The following is a 21,080-nucleotide window of genomic DNA, read 5'->3' as shown; positions in this document are numbered from 1 at the left end:
AACCACTATTGCGCACAATCGAAAATAAAAACGGCACCCCAAAAACAAAAAGGACCTAGCGGCAAATGCACGCTAAGTCCTTGAATTCTTGGGGCGAGGTATGGGGCTCGAACCCACGACCCACGGAATCACAATCCGTTGCTCTACCAACTGAGCTAACCCCGCCACTGGGGAAAATTTCTTGGCCTGCCCGAAGGGACTCGAACCCCTGACCCTCGGCTTAGAAGGCCGATGCTCTATCCAGCTGAGCTACGGGCAGAAATGTAGTCCCATTACAGGATGTCTTTGATGGTCGGGGCAGAAGGATTCGAACCCTCGACCCTCTGGTCCCAAACCAGATGCGCTACCAGACTGCGCTATGCCCCGACAAAGAAGCGAGATTTTAATGCCTCTCTCGCAGAAGGTCAACATCTAAATTGTCAAAATGCCACGGGTGTGAATGTCTCAGGCGGGCAGTCTGGCCAACACTCTGTCTACCAGCGTATTGGCCAGTTGTTTGTCTTCCGCTTCCACCATCACACGCAACAAGGGCTCAGTGCCAGAGGGGCGTATCAGCAAGCGCCCGGTGTTGCCCAACTCGTGGCGAACCTGCTCGCATTCAGCGGCCAAGCCCTTGTCTGCCTGCCAGTCGTAACCCTGCGGTGTACGGGCGTTTTTAAGCACCTGTGGCAGCATCGCCAAAGGGGCCAGCACCTCAGCCAGGGGCTTGCCCAGCGCGCGCACGGCACGCAGCACCTGCAAGGCGCTGATGATGCCATCACCGGTTGAATGCTGATCCAGCACCAGCAAATGACCCGAGCTTTCACCGCCCAGGTGCCAGCCTTTCTGCTGCAACTTTTCAAACACATAGCGGTCGCCCACCTTGGCACGCTCAAAAGGCACACTCAACGCCCCCAAGGCCCTTTCAAGGCCATAGTTGCTCATCAAGGTGCCCACCACGCCTGCCACAGTTTTGCCGTCGGCCATGCGCTCAGCAACCAAGGCGTACAACAGCTCGTCGCCGTTGAAAATACGCCCTGTTGAATCCACACAGATCAGTCGGTCGGCATCGCCGTCCAATGCAAAGCCGTAGTCGGCACGGTGTTCTTTCACAGCCGCAGCCACAAATTCAGGATGGGTCGCCCCCACACCAAGGTTGATGTTCAAACCATTGGGCTGATCAGCCAGTACCACCACCTCCGCACCCAATTCGCGAAACACCGCAGGCGCAATTTGATAGGCAGCGCCATTGGCGCAATCCAGCACCAGCTTTAAGCCGTGCAAGTCCAGTTCACGCGGGAAGGTGGCTTTGCAAAACTCAATGTAGCGACCCGCAGCGTCGGTTAAACGGCGTGCCTTGCCCAGGTTTTCGGACGACTTGCAATCGGCGCCGTGTTGAATCTGTTCTTCAATTTCCAGCTCCCAGGAATCGGGCAACTTGGTGCCTGCCCCCGAGAAAAACTTGATGCCATTGTCCTGAAACGGATTGTGGGATGCGCTGATCACCACCCCGGCAGACATCTTGAGCGCACGGGCCAAATAAGCCACACCGGCAGTTGGCATGGGCCCCACCATCACAACGTCTACGCCCACAGAGGTAAAGCCAGCCTCCAGGCAGCTTTCAAGCAAATAGCCACTCACGCGTGTGTCTTTACCAATCAACACGCGTGGCCTGCGCGCACCGGCCTCGTGACGAGCCAGCACTGTACCGGCTGCCTGCCCTAAACGCATAATGAAGTCAGGCGTCATGGGGGCCTGCCCCACTTCGCCGCGTATGCCGTCTGTGCCAAAATATTGTCTGCTCATGGATTCTTCTTTTCTACAATCAATCGACTAAGGCTTGCCACACCTTCAGTGCATCCAGGGTGGCCCGTACATCATGAACTCGCAGCACGGCTGCGCCCTGCCCCGCGGCATACAAAGCAGCAGCCACCGACCCACTGACCCGGTCTGCAGGGCTTTCCTGCCCGGTCAGTTCACCGATCATGCGCTTGCGCGACACGCCGATCAGCACGCCACTGGCCTGCCCTGCAAACCAGCTGGTCCGCTTCATCAACGCCAGGTTGTGCTGCAAATTCTTGCCAAACCCAAAACCGGGGTCTAGCAAAACACGGCTGGAAGGCACCCCGGCGTGCGCAAGCACATTCAACCTGGCGGCCAAAAAATCGCTTACCTCAGTGCACACATCGTCGTATTCAGGCCTGTTTTGCATGCTGCGCGGCTCACCCTGCATGTGCATAACCACTGCGCCAGCCTGGCTTTCAGCCAAAACTTGCACGGCATCCTTGTCACGAAACGCGTACACATCATTCAAAATGTCGACACCCAGCTCAATGGCTCTGCGCATAATCTCCGCTTTCATGGTGTCCACCGACACGGGCACATTCCAGCGCACCAGCTCTTGCAGCACGGGCTTCAACCGGGCCCACTCGGCTTCAAGCGCCACCGATTCAGCGCCGGGGCGGGTGGACTCTCCACCGATGTCCAGAATGTCAGCGCCCTCAGACAGCAGGCGCTGCGCATGGGCAATGGCTGACGAAGTGGAGTTGTGTTTGCCGCCATCAGAAAACGAATCGGGCGTGATGTTGACAATACCCATCAGCAATGGCTTTTGCGTTTGCCAGGTCAATTCAAACCGGCCTGCCTTCCACTGATTCTGCGTCAACATGTTGCTCCTGCACCAAGGTGCTGTGATTATAACGCTCCGGCGGCAGTGCAAAAAAAAACCGCTCATCAGAGCGGTTTTTCTTCAAAGCCAAAACAGGCATCAGGCCGTGGGTGCCGCAGGGGCGGGTTGAACCACAGGCGCCACCTTGTCGCCACTGCTGCTTGGGCTGTTGCCAGAAGGTGGCGTGCTGCCACCGGCTGAGGGTGGACGTGGGTCTTTGCCGTCCATGATGTCGTTGATCTGGTCCGCGTCGATCGTTTCCCATTCCAGCAGGGCCTTCGCCATCACGTGCACCTTGTCACGGTTCTGGTCCAGAATGTCCCAGGCGCGCTTGTACTGCTCATCAATGATGCGGCGAATTTCAGAATCAACCGTTTGCATGGTTTGCTCAGACACGTGGGTGGTCTTGGTCACTGAACGCCCGAGGAACACTTCGCCTTCGTTTTCTGCGTACACCATTGGGCCGAGCTTCTCGCTCATGCCGTAACGGGTCACCATGTCACGGGCAATGGCCGTGGCGCGTTCAAAGTCGTTTGACGCACCGGTGGTCATCTGGTCCATGAAAATTTCTTCGGCGATGCGGCCACCGAACAGCACACAGATGGTCGACAGCATGCGGATTTTGTCCATGCTGTAACGGTCACCTTCCGGCAACTGCATGGTAACGCCCAAGGCACGGCCACGTGGAATGATGGTGACCTTGTGCACGGGGTCGGTTTTGGGCAACAGCTTGGCCACAATGGCGTGACCCGACTCGTGGTAAGCCGTGTTGCGGCGTTCCTCTTCGGGCATGACCATGCTCTTGCGCTCGGCGCCCATGATGATCTTGTCTTTGGCTTTTTCAAAGTCAGACATTTCCACCACGCGGCCATTGCGACGTGCGGCAAACAAGGCCGCTTCGTTCACCAGGTTGGCCAGGTCTGCACCTGAGAAACCAGGCGTACCGCGGGCCAGAATGGATGCATCAACGTCCGGCGACATGGGCACCTTGCGCATGTGCACTTTCAGAATTTGTTCACGACCGCGAATGTCTGGCAAGCTGACCACCACTTGACGGTCAAAACGACCGGGGCGCAGCAGCGCAGGGTCCAGCACGTCTGGCCGGTTGGTGGCTGCAATCACGATAATGCCCTGGTTGGTCTCGAAACCGTCCATTTCAACCAGCATCTGGTTCAAGGTCTGTTCGCGTTCGTCGTTACCACCGCCCAGGCCAGCGCCACGCTGACGACCCACGGCATCAATTTCATCAATGAAGATAATGCAAGGGGCCTGCTTTTTGGCCTGCTCGAACATGTCGCGAACACGGGCTGCACCCACACCCACAAACATTTCAACGAAGTCAGAACCAGAGATCGCGAAAAACGGCACCTTGGCCTCGCCCGCGATGGCCTTGGCCAACAGGGTTTTACCAGTACCTGGTGAGCCCACCATCAACACACCACGGGGAATACGTCCGCCCAGCTTCTGGAATTTGGTGGGGTCGCGCAAGAACTCAACGAGTTCGGTCACGTCTTCCTTGGCTTCGTCGCAGCCCGCCACATCGGCGAAGGTAATGGGGTTGGTGTTTTCATCCAGCAGCTTCGCCTTGCTTTTGCCGAACGAGAACGCCCCGCCCTTGCCACCGCCCTGCATCTGCCGCATGAAAAAGACCCACACGCCAATCAGCAGAAGCATCGGGAACCAGGACACGAACACGTTCATCAACAGCGAAGGCTCTTCTTCGGCCTTGCCCTTGACCTGAACACCGTATTTCAGCAAGTCGCCCACCATCCACAAGTCGCCCGGTGAATAGATCACGCGCTGGCGGTCATCCGACATGGTCGCCTTGATGGTTCGCCCATCAACCAGCACGCTTTTGACCTGCCCGTTCTTGGCGTCCTGCATGAACTCGGAATAGCTCATCTCATTGGAACGCACCTGCCGGTTCTCGAACTGCTTGAACACGGTGAAAAGCACCAGCGCAACAACCAACCAAATGGCTGCCTTGGAAAACGAATTATTCAATGCTACTTCTCCTTGATGTGTGGCTAGGCCAACATCCAGTACATGAGGGCGAAAATTCCATTTTAAACCCAGTTCCGCAAATACGCCATCACACTAATTGATCGAATAAATAGAACAATCCAATCACTTCAGTCCTTTGGCCAGCATGAAGGTTTCTCTTGAACGGTCACGCGAGGCTTTCGGTTTACGAGGCGTTACCGATTTGAACACTTGCTTGGCGGTGTGTATCACGTTGCTGTACGACGAGCCGTGAAACATTTTCATGATCAGAACACCGTTTGGCTTGAGGTGATTAACCGCAAAGTCGATGGCCAGCTCGCAAACATGTTCCATTCGGGCAGCGTCGGCCGAAGCCACGCCCGACAAATTGGGCGCCATGTCAGACACCACCATGTCCAGCTTACTCCCCTCCAGCCGCTTTTGTAGCTCAGCAAGCACAGAGTCTTCCCGAAAATCGCCCTGAATGAATTCAACACCAGCAATCGGTTCCATTGGCAGGATATCCAGTGCGATAATACGTCCCTGGATGACGCCCTCCGGACCCACCATGGCGTCACGCAGCACTTGAGACCAGCTGCCCGGTGCGCTACCCAGATCGACCACCTTGATTCCAGGCCTGATCAAGCCTTCTGGTTCTGCGATCTCTATGAGCTTGTACGCAGCCCTGGCGCGATAACCCGCCTGATTGGCCATTTTGACGTACGGGTCGTTGATGTGATCATGCAACCAGTTTTTGTTTAATTTCTTCTTTTTAGCCACCGATTACCCAACCGAGTGAAATATCAATATGACGGACACCACCACAATAAACCTGACACCCGCCGAGAAAAAGGCCCTGAAAGCGCAAGCCCACGCCTTGAACCCTGTGGTGCTGATTGGCGACAAAGGCCTGACTGAACAGGTCATCAAGGAAGTGGACCACAGCCTGAACGCGCATGGATTGATCAAGGTTCGGGTGACGGGCGACGAGCGGGAAGCCAGAATTGAATGCGCGCAAATTCTTTGCGACACCCTGGGTGCCGCATTGGTGCAGCACATCGGCAAGCTGTTGGTGCTGTACCGCCCACAACCTGCTGAAATACTGGCCAAAAAAGCACCAAAACGCAAACCCAAACCACCACGCCAAACCAAACGCCAGTTTGCGTCCAAAGACTGATCAGTCGGCCGGCTTGACTGAGTATCGGCTAAGGCCCCAAGCCAGGCCGCCAATCATCTTGATGGCGTACAGCACACTGGAAATGGCGTGCATACGCCCAAAACGCGATTTCATGACTGGCACCATGTCGGGCGCTGCGTCGGCCATGGCCTGACGCATTTGCGACATGGTAGGGTGCATCCACAGCAGTTCAACCACAGCGAGCACCAGCAAGGCACCCATCAGAATATTCAATCTGACACTGGCTTGAACCGCACCCAGCCAGGTTGAAATGGCCAACAGAAATACCGACGTGATCACGGTGTACCAGCTCAGCATGTAAAAAAGCCGACCTGCCACCAAGCCCGCCTCTGGGCGTGGCAGCCACTTGAACAGACCAGGGGCAACCAGCACAGCCATCATCCACAATGAACCCAGCCAAATGGCCCAAATTGCCAGTTCAATGTGTTTTGCGCCGCGCCAGTTCATAAGCCGTACCTGTTAAATGTATTGAACTTCGAGTACTTCGTACTCCCTTTCGCCGCCAGGGGCCTGCACCACCGCCACATCGCCTTCGTATTTGCCAATCAGCGCGCGAGCAATCGGGCTGGACACTGACACCAGACCAAGCTTGATGTCCGCCTCGTCGTCGCCGACGATTTGATAGGTCACAGTGGCCCCGCTTTCCAGATCTTCAAGTTTGACGGTTGCACCAAACACCACGCGCCCCTCGGCGTCCAGTGATTTGGGGTCGATGATCTGTGCATTGGACAGCTTGCCTTCAACTTCTTTAATACGGCCTTCGATAAAACCCTGCTTTTCTTTGGCAGCGTCGTACTCGGCATTCTCAGAAAGATCACCCTGCGCGCGGGCCTCGGCAATTGCATTGATAACGGCTGGTCTTTCGACTGTCTTCAACTGGTGAAGTTCCGCCTTCAGTTTTTCGGCCCCGCGTACTGTCAAGGGAATTGTAGCCATGGTTCATGTTCCAACAAATGCAAAGCCGCCTGTTAGCAAGCGCTAATAGACGGCTTTTAAATCTAAAAAATCAGGCAGACAGCTCGGCGTGCAAACTTTGAACGCTGTACACATCCATGTTGTTGAGGTGCTTCATGCCCTCAACAGCAGCCAATGCGCCTGCCATCGTTGTGAAGATCGTAACACGAGAACTCAATGAGGTGGTGCGAATGTACCGGCTGTCATTGATCGCATTGCGACGCTCTTCCACAGTGTTGATCACCAGGCTGACTTCGCCGTTTTTCAGCATGTCTACGATGTTCGGGCGGCCCTCAAGCACCTTGTTGACCACGCCGCACTCAATGCCTGCCTCGCTGATGGCCGCCGCAGTGCCGCGGGTTGCAATCAGTTTGAAGCCCAGCTCTTTCAGACCGGCCGCCAGCTTGATGGCCCGCTTTTTGTCTTCGTTTTTGACGCTGATAAAGGCCACGCCGTCTTTGGGCAGCTTCACTGAGGCCGCAATCTGCGACTTCACAAAGGCTTCACCAAAGCTGCGGCCCACACCCATGACTTCACCCGTGGATTTCATCTCAGGGCCCAGAATGGTGTCTACGCCCGGGAATTTCACGAACGGGAACACAGCCTCTTTGACCGAGAAGTACTTGGGAACCACTTCATTGGTCACACCTTGCGATTCCAGACTTTGACCAGCCATGCAGCGTGCTGCCACCTTGGCCAACTGGACGCCAGTGGCCTTTGACACGTAAGGCACCGTGCGCGATGCGCGCGGGTTCACTTCCAAAACGTACACGTCGTTGTTCTGGATGGCGAACTGCACGTTCATCAGGCCAATCACATTCAGGGCCTTGGCCATGACTGCAGACTGGCGCTTTAACTCCTCCACCATTTCAGGCTTCAGCGAATACGGCGGCAGGCAACAGGCAGAGTCACCAGAGTGAACGCCCGCCTGCTCAATGTGTTCCATCACGCCACCAATCAGCACGCGGTCACCGTCGCACAGCGCATCCACGTCCACCTCAATGGCGTCATTCAGGAAGCGGTCAAGCAGCACAGGGCTGTCATTGCTGACCTTCACGGCCTCGCGCATGTAGCGTTCAAGGTCTTTCTGTTCATGCACGATTTCCATGGCGCGACCACCCAGCACGTAGCTGGGGCGAACCACCAAGGGGTATCCGATTTCCTGGGCCAGGGCAAGGGCTTCAGTTTCGGTGCGAGCGGTGCGGTTGGGTGGCTGACGCAAATTCAGCTTGGCCAGCAGCTTCTGGAAGCGCTCACGGTCTTCCGCGATGTCAATGCTTTCAGGGCTGGTGCCGATGATGGGCACGCCATTGGCTTCCAGGCTTTTCGCGAGCTTCAGGGGCGTTTGGCCACCGTATTGCACAATTACGCCGATCGGCTTTTCCAGCTGAACGATTTCCAGCACGTCTTCCAGCGTCAACGGCTCGAAGTACAGGCGGTCAGAGGTGTCGTAGTCAGTGGACACTGTTTCGGGGTTGCAGTTGACCATGATGGTCTCGTACCCGTCTTCGCGCAGGGCCATGGCCGCGTGCACACAGCAATAGTCAAATTCGATGCCCTGCCCGATGCGGTTTGGACCACCGCCCAGCACAATGATCTTTTTGCGATCAGTCGGCTCAGCCTCGCACTCGTCTTCATAGGTGGAGTACATGTAAGCCGTACCGGTCTTGAATTCGGCTGCGCAGGTGTCTACGCGTTTGTACACCGGGCGCACGTTGTGTTGGTGGCGCAGCTTGCGGATTTCAGCTTCAGAAGTGTCCAGCAGGTAGGCCAGACGGCGGTCCGAGAACCCTTTGCGCTTGAGCAGACGCAACACAGGCTCGGTCAGATCGGCCAGTGTTTTGGTTTCCAGTTCAAGCTCAGTGTCAACGATGTCTTGAATTTGCACCAGGAACCAGCGATCGATTTTGGTCAACTGGTGCACTTCTTCCAGGCTGAAGCCTTGGGCAAATGCGTCGCCGACGTAGAAAATGCGTTCAGGGCCAGGGGCACCCAGTTCACGCTCAATCACTTCGCGATCGGTTGTTTTCTCATTCAGTCCATCCACGCCCACTTCGAGGCCGCGCAGGGCCTTCTGGAAACTTTCCTGGAAAGTGCGACCAATGGCCATGACCTCACCCACAGACTTCATCTGCGTGGTCAAACGGTCGTCGGCAGTCGGGAACTTCTCGAACGCGAATCGTGGAATTTTCGTGACCACGTAGTCGATGGAAGGCTCGAATGAGGCGGGCGTCAAGCCACCTGTAATGTCGTTCTTGAGTTCGTCGAGTGTGTACCCCACAGACAGCTTGGCAGCCACCTTGGCAATCGGAAAACCGGTTGCCTTGGACGCCAGTGCAGAAGAACGGGACACCCGTGGGTTCATTTCAATGACGATCATGCGGCCGTTCTCGGGGTTGATCGAGAACTGCACGTTTGAGCCGCCCGTTTCAACGCCGATTTCGCGCAGAATGGCAATGGATGCATTGCGCATGATCTGATATTCGCGATCGGTCAGTGTTTGGGCAGGGGCCACTGTGATGGAGTCGCCCGTGTGCACACCCATCGGGTCCAGGTTTTCAATGGAGCAGATGATGATGCAATTGTCGGCGGTGTCGCGCACCACTTCCATTTCATATTCTTTCCAACCGATCAGGCTTTCTTCAATCAAAAGCTCATTGGTGGGCGAGGCCTCCAGACCGCGGCGGCAAATGGTCTCGAACTCTTCGGCGTTGTAGGCAATACCGCCACCTGTGCCGCCCAGCGTGAAGCTGGGGCGAATGATGACCGGAAAACCATTAGTACCCAGTTGCTCACCGATGTTTTGTTGAATGGCCCAGGCTTCTTCCATGGAGTGGGCAACACCCGATTTGGCGGAGTCCAGTCCAATGCTGGTCATTGCATTTTTGAATTTCAGACGGTCTTCGGCCTTTTCGATAGCCGCCTCTTTGGCGCCAATCAGTTCAACACCGAACTTTTCGAGCACGCCATGGCGGGAGAGATCCAGCGCGCAGTTCAGCGCAGTTTGACCACCCATGGTGGGCAATACGGCGTCTGGACGCTCTTTCTCGATGATTCGCTCAACCACCTGCCAGGTGATGGGCTCGATGTAGGTGACATCGGCCATTTCCGGGTCGGTCATGATGGTGGCCGGGTTACTGTTAACCAGAATAACCCTGTAACCTTCTTCGCGCAGGGCCTTGCAAGCCTGAGCGCCCGAGTAGTCAAACTCACAGGCCTGGCCAATCACGATGGGGCCAGCGCCGATGATGAGGATGCTTTTTAGATCGTTACGCTTTGGCATAACTTCCCTTAATTGTCAAAATTCGTTTAAAAATCAGTTTCAAGACTTGGCGGCGTGCATGTCTGCCACAAAGCGATCGAACAGTTCAGCCAGGTCGTGCGGACCAGGGCTTGCTTCAGGGTGCCCCTGGAAACAGAATGCCGGACGGTCAGTGCGCTCAAGGCCCTGAATGGAGCCATCGAAGAGAGACACATGCGTAACACGCAAGTTGCCTGGCAAGGTGTCAGGATCCACTGCAAAGCCATGGTTTTGGCTGGTGATGGCCACACGGCCAGTTTTCAGGTCTTGAACGGGGTGATTGGCACCGTGGTGGCCGAACTTCATTTTCATGGTTTTGGCACCACTGGCCAGCGCCATCAACTGATGCCCCAAACAAATGCCAAACACTGGAATGGTGGTTTGATCGAGCACATGGGCAATGGCAGAAATGGCGTAGTCGCAGGGTTCGGGATCGCCAGGGCCGTTGGACAGGAAAACACCGTCCGGATTTTGAGCCAGCACCTGATCGATCGGTGTTTGCGCAGGCACCACGGTGACCTTGCAACCACGCTGCGCCAGCATGCGCAGAATGTTGCGCTTGGCACCAAAATCGTAAGCCACCACGTTCAGTGGGCGCGGGCCCATCTGGAAGTGGGGTTGCTCGGCGGCCACGCCCAATGCCCACTCACCTTCAACCCACTGGTACACCTTTTCAGTGGACACCACCTTTGCGAGGTCCATGCCTGCCAGGCCGGGGAAAGCACGTGCCAACTCAATGGCGCGCTCTGCCGTGAAGGTTTCGCCGCTGTCTTCAGTCAGAATACAGCCGTTTTGTGCGCCCTTTTCCCGCAGAATTCGTGTCAGCTTGCGCGTGTCAAGGTTGCAAATGCCGGGCACACCGTGCTTTTTCAGATAGTCTGACAAAGGCAAGGCCGAGCGGAAGTTTGAAACAAGGCTGGGCAGATCACGGATGACGAGGCCAGAGAGGTGAAGCGCACCTGATTCTTCGTCTTGGGAGTTGGTGCCCACGTTCCCAATGTGTGGGTATGTGAGGGTGACGATTTGACGGCAGTAAGACGGGTCGGTCGCGATTTCTTGATAACCGGTCAGCGAGGTGTTGAAAACCACTTCACCCACCTGCGTTGACGGGGCACCGAATGACACACCTTCAAACACGGTTCCGTCTGCGAGCGCGAGCAAGGCGCGCGGTAGTGCGCTTGCAACTAATTTCGACAAGGGAAACTCCAATTGATGACGGCGAAACGGCCCTGGGATGGCCGTTTGCCTTGAATTCTTCAGTTAACCGAGCATTATACCCGTGAAGTCACCCAAAATACAGACCCGACTTCAATGCGCGTGGGCTTTCTCTCGCTTGGCCTTGGCCCGAATGTTCAGGAATTCAACGAGCACCGAGAAGCCCATGGCGCTGTACAGGTAAGCCTTTGGCACGTGTGAGCCCAAACTTTCAGCCACCAACAGAAAGCCAACCATCAACAAAAAGGCCAGTGCCAAAACCTTCAGCGATGTGTGTTTTTCCACAAATTCGCCAATCGGTTTGGCCGCAAACATCATGACACCCACTGAAGCCATGACCGCGGCAATCATGACGGGCAGGTGATCAACCATGCCAACCGCCGTGATGACTGAATCCAGACTGAAGACGATGTCCAGAATGCCGATTTGAATCACCGAACCCCAAAAGAGCGCCTTCATGGATTTGCCCACCTTGGGACCAGACACCTCGGGGTCGTGATGATCTTGTTTGTACTCAACCTCCAGATAAATTTCCTGCGAGGCTTTCCAGATCAGGAAGGCTCCACCAAGCATCAGCACGAGATCGCGGCCAGAAAAGGCTTTTTCCAGGAGCGTAAACAGCGGCTCAGTCAGACCGACGATCCAGGACAGGGAGAACAACAGACCAATTCGGGTGATCATGGCAAATGCCAGACCAAACCGGCGCACCGTGTCCTGAATCTGCTTGGGCAGCTTCGACACCAGCACGGTGATGAAGATGATGTTGTCGATACCCAAAACGATTTCAAGCGCTGTCAGGATGAAAAAGCCGATCCAGGCATTCGGGTCTGTGAGAAATTCCATGTGCGAGCCACCTCAATGTCAAATTTTTGCCAATGATAACTGCTTAAGCAACATGAACCTTCAGATTAAACCGAACGGTTTGGCAAACCACCCGCTTTCGCGACAATCCAGATGATCAGCAATTGCAATGGCAGGCGCGCAACCAGCAGCACCACGGGAATGTTTGAAAAGTGATCGGGGTGCAAAGCCATGTTGAGATTGGCCGGAAACACGGCAATGCACAGGGCAATCAAACTCCAAGCTGCCCACTGGCGGGTGGCTGGAATCAGTATTCCCAACGCACCCATCAGCTCGAATACACCGCTGACTTGCACAAGCTCGCGGTGCCAGGGAAGATAAGCGGGCATGATGGCGATGAAATAATCGATCAACACAAAATGCAACACGCCGCCCGTCAGAAAAAACAGCGCTGTCAGCACCAGCGCCCAGCGCGACTGTTCAGGAGCGACCACCCAAGGCCTTTTCAATTTTTTTGTCGGTGTTGTACTGGCTTAAGGTATAAACAGCCCAAATTGCTGCAGGCAGCCAGCCGATCAGGGTGATTTGCAAGATCAAACAGAAAAGACCAGTCAATGGCCGGCCAATGGTGAAGAAAACGACGAACGGTAAAAAGATGGCCAATAACAAGCGCATTAAAAGGCTCCACGAATTGGTTAATAATCTGCCACGTCAGGCCCAACTTACAGAAAACCCCCGGCCAGCACAAGGCCGGGCGGGGGTTTCAAACAATCAGACCAATACAATTAGAAGTTGGCAACTGCCATTTCTGTGACTGCGTCGTAACCACTCAGGATGCTGTCGCGCAGGCCAGGCACTGTGCTCAGGCTGTGGTCTGCAAAGAAGCGGGCTGTCAGAATCTTGTCTTTGTAGAACGAGTCTGTTTCGCCTGCGTTCAGCTTGCCTTCGGCGGCCAGCAAAGCGCGAGCCATTTGCCAACCAGCAACGGTGACACCCGCCAGTTTGAGATAAGGCACTGATCCGGCAAACACAGCATTGGGGTTGCTCTTGAGGTTGTTGCACACAAACTCAGCCACTTCCAGCAAAGAAGTGCGGGCAGCATCCAGCCTTGTGGCCACTGCCTTGGCATGGGTGCTGGACGACTCGTTGAGTTGCGCCACGGTGCGTGCCATTTCAGCGGCCAATGCTTTCACAACTGCGCCGCCATCACGAGCGGTTTTGCGACCCACCAGGTCGTTGGCCTGAATGGCCGTGGTGCCTTCGTAGATGGTCAGGATCTTGGCGTCTCGGTAATATTGCGCAGCGCCGGTCTCTTCAATGAAGCCCATGCCACCGTGCACTTGCACACCTGTGGAGGCCACTTCAATGCTCATCTCGGTGGACCAACCTTTGACCAGTGGCACCAGGAATTCGTACACCGCCTGATTCTGCTTGCGCGTCGCCTCATCGGGATGGTTGTGCGCCGCATCGTAAGCAGCACCTGCCACGCACGCCATGGCGCGGGCGGCTTCCACCTGTGAGCGCATGCTCATCAACATGCGCTTCACGTCGGGGTGATGAATAATGGCCACGGCTTCGTTGGCTGAACCGTCTACTGGACGAGACTGCACGCGGTCGTTGGCATAGCGCACAGCGTGCTGATAAGCGCGTTCGGCCACGCCGATGCCCTGCACACCCACCTGGAAGCGGGCTGCGTTCATCATCACGAACATGTACTGCAGGCCTTTGTTCTCTTCGCCAACCAGATAACCAATGGCACCCTGACCCACTTCGCCTTTGTTGTCGCCGTACAGCAGAACAGCCGTGGGTGAAGCCTTGATGCCCAACTTGTGTTCGATGGAGGCACAGTACACGTCGTTGCGCTTGCCCAGTGAACCGTCTTCGTTAACCAGGAACTTGGGCACCACGAACAGGCTGATGCCTTTTACGCCTTCGGGCGCATCAGGCGTACGAGCCAACACGAGATGAACGATGTTCTCGGCCATGTCGTGCTCACCGTAAGTGATGTAAATCTTCTGACCGCTGATGCGGTAGGTGCCATCATTCTGGGGAACCGCCTTGGTGCGCACCAATGACAAATCGGAGCCTGCCTGTGGTTCAGTCAGGTTCATGGTGCCAGTCCATTCACCCGAAATCATCTTGGGAATATAGGTTTCCTGCTGTTCCTGACTGCCTGCCACCAACAGGGCCTCAATGGCGCCATCGGTCAGCAAGGGGCACAGTGCGAAGCTCAGGTTTGAGCCGTTGACCATTTCCATGCAAGGCGTTGCGACCAACTTGGGCAAACCCTGACCACCAAATTCAGTCGGGTGCTGCAGGCCTTGCCAACCCTGCTCACCGAAGGCCTTGAATGCCGCCTTGAAACCAGACGCCGTGGTTACAACGCCGTCTTTCCAGGTGGCGGCTTCGACGTCGCCAGACCAGTTCAGCGGCGCAACCACTTCACTGGTGAATTTGGCGTTCTCGGTCAGAACGGCTTCCACTGTTTCCTCGGTTGCGTCTTCGCAATTGGGAAGCTTGGAAACCGCCTCCAGACCTGCCAATTCCTTCAAGACGAACATCATGTCTTTGACTGGGGCGTTGTAACTCATTGTCTTGTCTCCTGATACAACCAAATATTTACAGTTTTTCGGTCAACTGGGGTACAACCTCAAACAGGTCGCCCACCAAACCATAGTCGGCCACGCCAAAAATGGGGGCTTCGGGGTCTTTGTTCACAGCCACAATCACCTTGCTGTCTTTCATGCCGGCCAAGTGCTGAATGGCACCTGAAATACCCAGTGCAATGTAAAGCTGTGGTGCCACGATCTTGCCGGTTTGACCAACCTGCCAGTCGTTGGGTGCGTAACCTGCATCCACGGCAGCGCGTGACGCGCCGATGGCCGCGTTCAGCTTGTCCGCCAGGGGATTCAAAATACTGAAGTTGTCTGCAGAACCCATGCCACGACCGCCAGACACGATGGTTGAAGCCGCTGTCAGCTCAGGGCGATCGCTCTTGGCGACTTCACGGTTCACAAAGGTGGACTTGCCTGAATCGGCAACGGCAGACACGTTTTCAACCGCGGCGGAGCCACCCTCGGCAGCCACTGGATCGAATGCCGTGGTACGCACGGTGATCACCTTGACGGCGTCGCTGGACTGCACGGTGGCAATCACGTTGCCTGCGTAAATGGGGCGTGTGAAGGTGTCTGCAGACTCAACAGAAATGATGTCGGAAATCTGGGCAACGTCCAGACGGGCTGCCACGCGGGGCAGAATGTTTTTTCCGATGCTGGTGGCGGGCGCCAGAATGTGGCTGTAACCCGAAGCCACTGCCAGCAACTGTTCTGCCACGTTTTCAGCCAGCTGGTCGCCCAGCGCGGCTGAGTCAGCCAGCAGCACTTTGGACACACCAGCAATTTTTGCAGCGGCATCGGCTGCAGCCTGGCAACCCTGCCCGGCCACAAACACATGGACGTCACCACCAATTTTGGCGGCCGCCGCTACTGTGTTCAGCGTAGCGGGCTTGATGGATTGATTGTCGTGTTCGGCAATTACGAGTACTGACATTGTCTTTCTCCTGTCCTGTTCGGCTTAGATCACTTTGGCTTCGTTCTTGAGCTTGTCGACCAGTGTGGCGACATCGGGCACGGTAATGCCGGCAGAACGAGTGGGTGGATCACTGACTTTCAGGGTTTTAATGCGGGGGGACACATCGATGCCCAGTTCTTCGGGCTTGATGGTGTCGATCGGCTTTTTCTTGGCCTTCATGATGTTGGGCAGTGTGACGTAACGTGGCTCATTCAAGCGCAGGTCGGTTGTCACCACAGCAGGCATGGTCAAAGACACGGTTTCAAGACCGCCGTCGACCTCACGGGTTACATTGACTTTGCCATCAGCAACCACCACTTTGGAGGCAAAGGTGCCTTGTGGCATGTTGCCCAGCGCAGCCAGCATCTGGCCGGTTTGGTTGCAGTCGTCGTCGATGGCCTGTTTGCCCATGATCACCAGGCTCACGCCTTCTTTTTCGACCAAAGCCTTCAAAATTTTGGCGACAGCCAGGGGCTGCAATTCCGCATCGGTTTCAACCAGAATGCCGCGATCAGCACCGATGGCAGCGGCAGTGCGCAATGTTTCCTGACATTGAGCCACGCCACATGACACGGCGATGACTTCAGTGGCCACGCCCGCTTCTTTCAAGCGCACGGCTTCTTCGACTGCAATTTCATCAAAGGGATTCATCGACATTTTGACGTTGGCGATGTCCACACCGGTGCCGTCGCTTTTGCAGCGAACCTTCACGTTGTAATCAACCACACGCTTGACGGGTACTAGGATTTTCATGCAGGTCATCCCTATGAGAATTAAGTAATGAATTCGATTATACGAAGCGGGAATCGAAAAATCGCACGATCGTTCGATTTTTTGTAGATTTTATACTCTAACGCCCGAAATGTCGATGCTAGCCGACCATGGCCTCGAGGTAGGCCTGCACCGATTCTGACAAGGCGTCCACCTCGTAGCCCCCTTCCAGGGTGCTGACCAAGCGGCCGTCACAATACTCATGCGCGACCTGAACCAGAAAGCGGCCCAACCAGCCGTAATCGGCTGTGGTGAAATTCAAATCGGCCAGCGGATCACTTTCATGGGCGTCAAAACCGGCAGACACCACGACCAGTTGCGGCCGAAATGCGTCGATCGCATCAATCCAGTGGTTTTCAATGGCCTGCTTAAGCTGCTCGCGCCCTGCACCCGCGTCCAGGGGCACGTTCACCATGTTGGGTGCGCCTTCCAGACCGCCGCTGTAGGGGTACAGGGGCGCCTGAAAGATGCCGCACATCAACACACGCGGGTCATTTGCAAAAATGTCTTCCGAGCCATTGCCGTGGTGCACGTCGAAATCCACCAACAAGACACGATCAAGTCGATAGGCGTCAATGGCGTGTTGCACGGCGATGGCGGCGTTGTTGAACACGCAAAACCCCATGGACTGCGCCCTTGTGGCGTGGTGCCCCGGCGGGCGCACGGCACAAAATGCGTTTTCGACCGCATTGGCCATCACCAGATTCACGGCGTGGGTATTGGCCCCGGCAGCCCTGCGGGCTGCGTCCAGCGAGAATTCGGACACCACCGTGTCTGAATCCAGCATGGCAGCGCGACGAAGCGGAAAAAGCGCCTGAACAGCGGCAATGTAGGCGGCGGAGTGCACAGCCTGAATACTGGACCAGCTGGCCACGGGTGCTTCGCAATGCACCAGCTGAGGCCAGAACTCCGCCTTTTCCAGGCGACTCTGAATGGCCTTCAGGCGATGAATGGACTCCGGATGCCCCAGCCCAGTGTTGTGCAACACGCAGTCATTGTGGGTGATGTAAGCAGTAACCATAGGCCCTACCCGGCAACGCACTGGCGTTTGTGCGCCAGGTCTTGCGCTATAGTGATCGCATTGATTCCGTATTGAACTATCACTGCCTTGTCCATGTTAAAGCCCATATTGCATCTTGCCCGCACGGCCAGCCTGATCGCGCTGCTGACTGCCTGCACCACCGCCACTTCGTTGGCTGGCAACGACTCGAAAACAGATTTTGCCAACAATCCAAAAGCCATTGAAATGGCAGAAAGCCTGTACGCCGAGCACGGCATTGCCGTGCAAGACACCTTGAACCTGTTGCATCAGGCCCAGTTCCAGCCCAGTGTGGTCAAGGCTGTTTTGCCCCCTGTGAATCCGACAGTCAAAAACTGGGACGTTTACCGATCCAGGTTTGTTGAACCTTATCGTATCAAGAAAGGCTTTGAATTTTGGCAAAAAAATGCCGACGTTCTGAAAATGGCAGAAGAAAAATACGGCGTGCCACAGTCAGTCATTGTGGCCATCATCGGGATTGAAACCATTTACGGAAGGCACACAGGCAACTATCGGGTCATCGACGCCCTGTCGACATTGGCGTTTGCCTACCCAGAGGGTCAACGTGACCGGTCCGACTTCTTCAAGGCAGAACTTGCCAAGTTTTTGGTGCTCTGCAAGCAAAGCAATCTGGACGCCACCGAGGTGAAGGGTTCGTATGCCGGTGCGATCGGTTTGGGCCAGTTCATGCCCAGCTCTTGGTTGAATTACGCGGTGGATGGCAATGGTGACAGCAAGATCGATCTGTTCCACACCCAAAGTGACGCCATTTTCAGTGTGGCCAACTTTTTAAAGGTGCATGGCTGGCAACCGGGTGCAGCCACGCTGGTGCCGGTCACCATTCGCCCCCACGCCGACCTTCAGACCTTGTTGAAGCCAGACATTCAACCCACCTTCACGGGTGAACAGATGAACCAGCTCGGGCTGACGCTTGAGCAGCCCGTCCAGCCGGACGAAAAGCTGGCCTTGGTGGAGTTGGTCAGGGGTGAAAAGCAGCCCAGCTATGTGGTGGGCGGGCAAAACTTCTACACGGTCACCCGCTACAACCGCTCGGCCTTTTACGCCACCTCTGTGCTGGAGCTGGCGCAGGCCATTGCATTGCACCGCAGGCTGGAGCTCAACCGGCTGAAAACACCGGTCAAGCAATAGTCAGGCGGGGAAGACGCCTGTTGACAGATAACGGTCGCCGCGGTCGCACACGATAAACACAATCGTGGCGTTTTCCACTTCTTCGGCAATTTTCAGGGCGATGTGCGCGGCCCCCGCTGCCGAGATGCCACAGAAAATACCCTCTTCAGCGGCCAGGCGGCGCGCCATGTTTTCAGCCTCGGCCTGAGTAACCTGCACCACGCGGTCTACGCCTTCGGGTTTGTATATTTTCGGCAGGTATTCTTTGGGCCATTTGCGAATGCCCGGAATCTGAGAACCTTCGCTCGGTTCAGCACCGACAATTTGAATCGCCGGATTTTGGGACTTCAAATAACGGGACACCCCCATGATGGAACCTGTGGTGCCCATGGCACTCACAAAGTGAGTCACCTCGCCGCCCGTGTCACGCCAAATTTCCGGGCCGGTGGTTTCAAAGTGAGCCAAGGGGTTGTCTTCATTGCCAAACTGATCAAGGATGACGCCCTTGCCTTGATCGCGCATTTGCTCGGCCAAGTCTCGTGCGTATTCCATCCCGCCTTTTTCAGGTGTCAGAATGATTTCGGCCCCGAACGCACGCATGGTCTGGCGGCGTTCAATGCTGAGGTGTTCCGGCATGATCAACACCATCTTGTAGCCGCGCAGTGCCGCCGCCATGGCCAAGGCAATACCGGTGTTGCCGGATGTGGCCTCTATCAATGTGTCGCCCGGCTTGATGGTGCCACGGGCTTCTGCACGGCGAATCATGGAAATGGCCGGGCGGTCTTTGACGGATCCAGCAGGATTATTGCCTTCGAGCTTGCCAAGAATGACGTTGCCCCGGTCGGCATTGGCCTTGCCAGGAATGCGCTGCAGTTGCACCAGCGGCGTGTTGCCGATGGTGTCTTCGATGGTGAGGTATTTCAAAATGGTACCGCTCTAGAATGAATTGAAAGAATCATCCCACCATTTTACTCCGGATGAATCACCCCATCGCGCAAAAGTGGTTTGTGCGCGATCCATTGCGGAATCAGGGAGCCCACGATCATGCCTGCGGCACTGAACAGCAGACCGACCAGTTGGGCTGGCCAGACTTCGCTGGGAATGAGGTAAGTGGACACCAACCAAGCGGATACGCCACACACAATGGACACAATGGCCCCCTGGGTGGTGGCGCGCTGCCAGTACAGTCCAAATGCCAGCGGCACAAATGCAGCAACCAGCGTGATTTGATAGGCGTTCTCAACCATTTCAAAGATGGACCACTGGCTGTTCAATGCGAAAGTCAGGGTCAAAATGGCAAAACCCAGCACTGAACCACGCATCAACAACAACTCGCCTTTGTCCGTCCAGTTCGGGAAAAACGCCTTGACGATGTCCTCAGCGAAAGACACAGAGGGTGCCAACAGGGTGGCACTGGCCGTACTCATAATGGCTGACAGCAAAGCCCCAAAAAACACGATTTGCGCAAACATGGGCGTGTGCTGAATCACCAGTGTGGGCAACACCAGTTGCGAATCTTCAGCCAGAATTTTGTTGAACAACGCAGGGTCGACCATGGTGGCGGCAAACGCAAGAAACACAGGAATGAAGGCAAAGCAGAAGTAAAGCGAACCGCCCAATACCGCGCCGCGCACAGCGGTTTTTTCGTCGCGTGCGGACGTAATGCGCTGAAAGACGTCCTGCTGGGGAATGGAGCCAAGCATCATCGTGATGCCTGCACCGATAAATGGGACCCATTGTTCGTATTTGAATTCAGCAGGAAAGAATTGAAGCTTGCCCGCGTCCCTGGCGTGTTCAATCACATTCCAGGCGCCGCCGGTCATGTTGCTGACCAGGTATGCAATGTAAAGCAGCCCCAAACCAATGATCGACATTTGAATGAAATCCAGAACAGCCACGGACAACATTCCGCCAAACAGGGTGTACACCAGCACAATGGTGGCACCGAACACCATGCCCCACTCTGTGGGAATGGTGCGGTTGGTGATGATGTCGAAAATCAGGCCCAACGCGGTAATTTGAGCGGCTACCCAACCCAGGTAGGACACGATGATGCAAATGGTGCAAAACACTTCGACCGTGCGGTTGTATCGAATTTTATAGTACGAACCGATTGTCAAAAGGTTCAAACGGTAGAGTTTCCGTGCAAAAAACAGACCCGCAAGGATCAGGCAAAGCGCTGCACCAAAGGGGTCGGCCACAATGCCGCGCAGCCCTTCATTGACGAAGGTCGACGAAATACCCAAAACGGTTTCGGAACCGAACCAGGTGGCAAACACCGTGCCGGTAACCACGGGCAGGGCGAGGTGCCTGCCCGCAACCGCATAGTCAGCCGTGGTGGACACGTTGCGTGCCACGTAAAGGCCAATGAACACAGACAACAGCAGATATCCGATAACCGAGGCTAGTGACCTTGCCCCTGAAAGATGGACTCGTTAACTGGAGTGTTTTTATACTTTGGTTCAAGGAGAAT

The 21,080-nt window shown here is 55.6% G+C and carries 19 protein-coding genes and 3 tRNA genes; 2 read left to right on the top strand and 20 right to left on the bottom strand.

Annotation, left to right across the window (positions count from 1 at the left end; genetic code table 11):
• Positions 1-89 precede the first annotated feature (89 nt).
• The 7 genes from QQJ87_RS13055 to QQJ87_RS13025 all read right to left on the bottom strand — a co-directional run bounded on the left by QQJ87_RS13055 (position 90) and on the right by QQJ87_RS13025 (position 5,410).
• Positions 90-165 (bottom strand) — tRNA-His (locus QQJ87_RS13055).
• Positions 166-182: 17 nt separating this feature from the next.
• Positions 183-259, bottom strand: a tRNA-Arg gene (locus tag QQJ87_RS13050).
• 30 nt (positions 260-289) lie between these two features.
• Positions 290-366 (bottom strand) — tRNA-Pro (locus QQJ87_RS13045).
• Positions 367-444: 78 nt separating this feature from the next.
• Positions 445-1,785 carry a phosphoglucosamine mutase gene (gene glmM / locus QQJ87_RS13040; RefSeq protein ID WP_284282271.1) on the bottom strand — a complete coding sequence of 447 codons (1,341 nt, stop codon included), beginning with the start codon at positions 1,783-1,785 and terminating at the stop codon, positions 445-447.
• 19 nt (positions 1,786-1,804) lie between these two features.
• On the bottom strand, positions 1,805-2,647 hold the full coding sequence (folP, locus tag QQJ87_RS13035) for a dihydropteroate synthase (protein ID WP_284282270.1): 843 nt from the start codon (positions 2,645-2,647) through the stop codon (positions 1,805-1,807).
• Positions 2,648-2,746: 99 nt separating this feature from the next.
• The gene (gene ftsH / locus QQJ87_RS13030) at positions 2,747-4,651 is read right to left on the bottom strand and encodes an ATP-dependent zinc metalloprotease FtsH (protein ID WP_284282269.1); all 1,905 of its coding nucleotides are present in this window, start codon (positions 4,649-4,651) and stop codon (positions 2,747-2,749) included.
• Between the two features lie 123 nt (positions 4,652-4,774).
• On the bottom strand, positions 4,775-5,410 hold the full coding sequence (locus QQJ87_RS13025; protein WP_284282267.1) for an RlmE family RNA methyltransferase: 636 nt from the start codon (positions 5,408-5,410) through the stop codon (positions 4,775-4,777).
• Positions 5,411-5,438: 28 nt separating this feature from the next.
• Here QQJ87_RS13025 and yhbY point away from each other — a divergent pair, with 28 nt between their 5' ends.
• Positions 5,439-5,807: a ribosome assembly RNA-binding protein YhbY gene (gene yhbY, locus QQJ87_RS13020; RefSeq protein ID WP_414674814.1), complete on the top strand. Its 369-nt coding sequence runs from the start codon at positions 5,439-5,441 to the stop codon at positions 5,805-5,807.
• Here the strand turns inward: yhbY and QQJ87_RS13015 are convergent, their stop codons facing one another.
• The 11 genes from QQJ87_RS13015 to QQJ87_RS12965 form a co-directional block, all read right to left on the bottom strand.
• On the bottom strand, positions 5,808-6,275 hold the full coding sequence (locus QQJ87_RS13015) for a DUF4149 domain-containing protein (protein WP_284282266.1): 468 nt from the start codon (positions 6,273-6,275) through the stop codon (positions 5,808-5,810).
• A 12-nt stretch (positions 6,276-6,287) separates the two neighbouring features.
• Positions 6,288-6,764 carry a transcription elongation factor GreA gene (gene greA / locus QQJ87_RS13010; RefSeq protein WP_284282265.1) on the bottom strand — a complete coding sequence of 159 codons (477 nt, stop codon included), beginning with the start codon at positions 6,762-6,764 and terminating at the stop codon, positions 6,288-6,290.
• A 70-nt stretch (positions 6,765-6,834) separates the two neighbouring features.
• Positions 6,835-10,065: a carbamoyl-phosphate synthase large subunit gene (carB, locus tag QQJ87_RS13005; RefSeq protein ID WP_284282264.1), complete on the bottom strand. Its 3,231-nt coding sequence runs from the start codon at positions 10,063-10,065 to the stop codon at positions 6,835-6,837.
• A gap of 39 nt (positions 10,066-10,104) precedes the next feature.
• Positions 10,105-11,280, bottom strand: coding sequence for a glutamine-hydrolyzing carbamoyl-phosphate synthase small subunit (carA, locus tag QQJ87_RS13000; RefSeq protein WP_284282263.1), 1,176 nt, complete (start codon positions 11,278-11,280; stop codon positions 10,105-10,107).
• A 111-nt stretch (positions 11,281-11,391) separates the two neighbouring features.
• A complete protein-coding gene (locus QQJ87_RS12995) occupies positions 11,392-12,141 on the bottom strand; it encodes a TerC family protein (protein ID WP_284282261.1) in 750 nt (249 codons plus the stop codon).
• 65 nt (positions 12,142-12,206) lie between these two features.
• A complete protein-coding gene (locus QQJ87_RS12990) occupies positions 12,207-12,593 on the bottom strand; it encodes a DoxX family protein (protein WP_284282260.1) in 387 nt (128 codons plus the stop codon).
• Positions 12,580-12,774 (bottom strand): YqaE/Pmp3 family membrane protein, encoded by a 195-nt coding sequence (locus QQJ87_RS12985; RefSeq protein WP_284282259.1) that lies wholly within the window; start codon positions 12,772-12,774, stop codon positions 12,580-12,582. Before QQJ87_RS12985 ends, QQJ87_RS12990 begins: the two co-directional genes overlap by 14 nt.
• Positions 12,775-12,884: 110 nt before the next feature.
• Positions 12,885-14,690 (bottom strand): acyl-CoA dehydrogenase, encoded by a 1,806-nt coding sequence (locus tag QQJ87_RS12980; RefSeq protein ID WP_284282258.1) that lies wholly within the window; start codon positions 14,688-14,690, stop codon positions 12,885-12,887.
• A 28-nt stretch (positions 14,691-14,718) separates the two neighbouring features.
• Positions 14,719-15,648, bottom strand: a complete 930-nt coding sequence (locus QQJ87_RS12975; protein WP_284282257.1) for an electron transfer flavoprotein subunit alpha/FixB family protein — start codon at positions 15,646-15,648, stop codon at positions 14,719-14,721.
• Positions 15,649-15,672: 24 nt separating this feature from the next.
• Positions 15,673-16,422: an electron transfer flavoprotein subunit beta/FixA family protein gene (locus QQJ87_RS12970; RefSeq protein WP_284282255.1), complete on the bottom strand. Its 750-nt coding sequence runs from the start codon at positions 16,420-16,422 to the stop codon at positions 15,673-15,675.
• Positions 16,423-16,540: 118 nt separating this feature from the next.
• Positions 16,541-17,461, bottom strand: coding sequence for a histone deacetylase family protein (locus tag QQJ87_RS12965; protein ID WP_284282254.1), 921 nt, complete (start codon positions 17,459-17,461; stop codon positions 16,541-16,543).
• Positions 17,462-17,554: 93 nt separating this feature from the next.
• Between QQJ87_RS12965 and mltB the strand changes: the two genes are divergently transcribed.
• Positions 17,555-18,628 (top strand): lytic murein transglycosylase B, encoded by a 1,074-nt coding sequence (mltB, locus tag QQJ87_RS12960; RefSeq protein WP_284282253.1) that lies wholly within the window; start codon positions 17,555-17,557, stop codon positions 18,626-18,628.
• Here mltB and cysM read toward each other — a convergent pair whose 3' ends face one another.
• Together cysM and QQJ87_RS12950 are read right to left on the bottom strand one after the other, a co-directional pair.
• Positions 18,629-19,531 carry a cysteine synthase CysM gene (cysM, locus tag QQJ87_RS12955; RefSeq protein WP_284282252.1) on the bottom strand — a complete coding sequence of 301 codons (903 nt, stop codon included), beginning with the start codon at positions 19,529-19,531 and terminating at the stop codon, positions 18,629-18,631.
• A 44-nt stretch (positions 19,532-19,575) separates the two neighbouring features.
• Entirely contained in the window at positions 19,576-20,991 is a 1,416-nt protein-coding gene (locus QQJ87_RS12950; RefSeq protein WP_284282521.1) for a high affinity choline transporter 1, read from the bottom strand.
• Between the last annotated feature and the right edge of the window lie 89 nt (positions 20,992-21,080).

Origin of the sequence: Limnobacter litoralis, from assembly GCF_030160455.1 — a bacterium.
Classification (GTDB): domain Bacteria; phylum Pseudomonadota; class Gammaproteobacteria; order Burkholderiales; family Burkholderiaceae_B; genus Limnobacter; species Limnobacter litoralis.
Note: the sequence above shows the minus strand (reverse complement) of the source record. Positions and strands in the feature narration are given on the sequence as shown.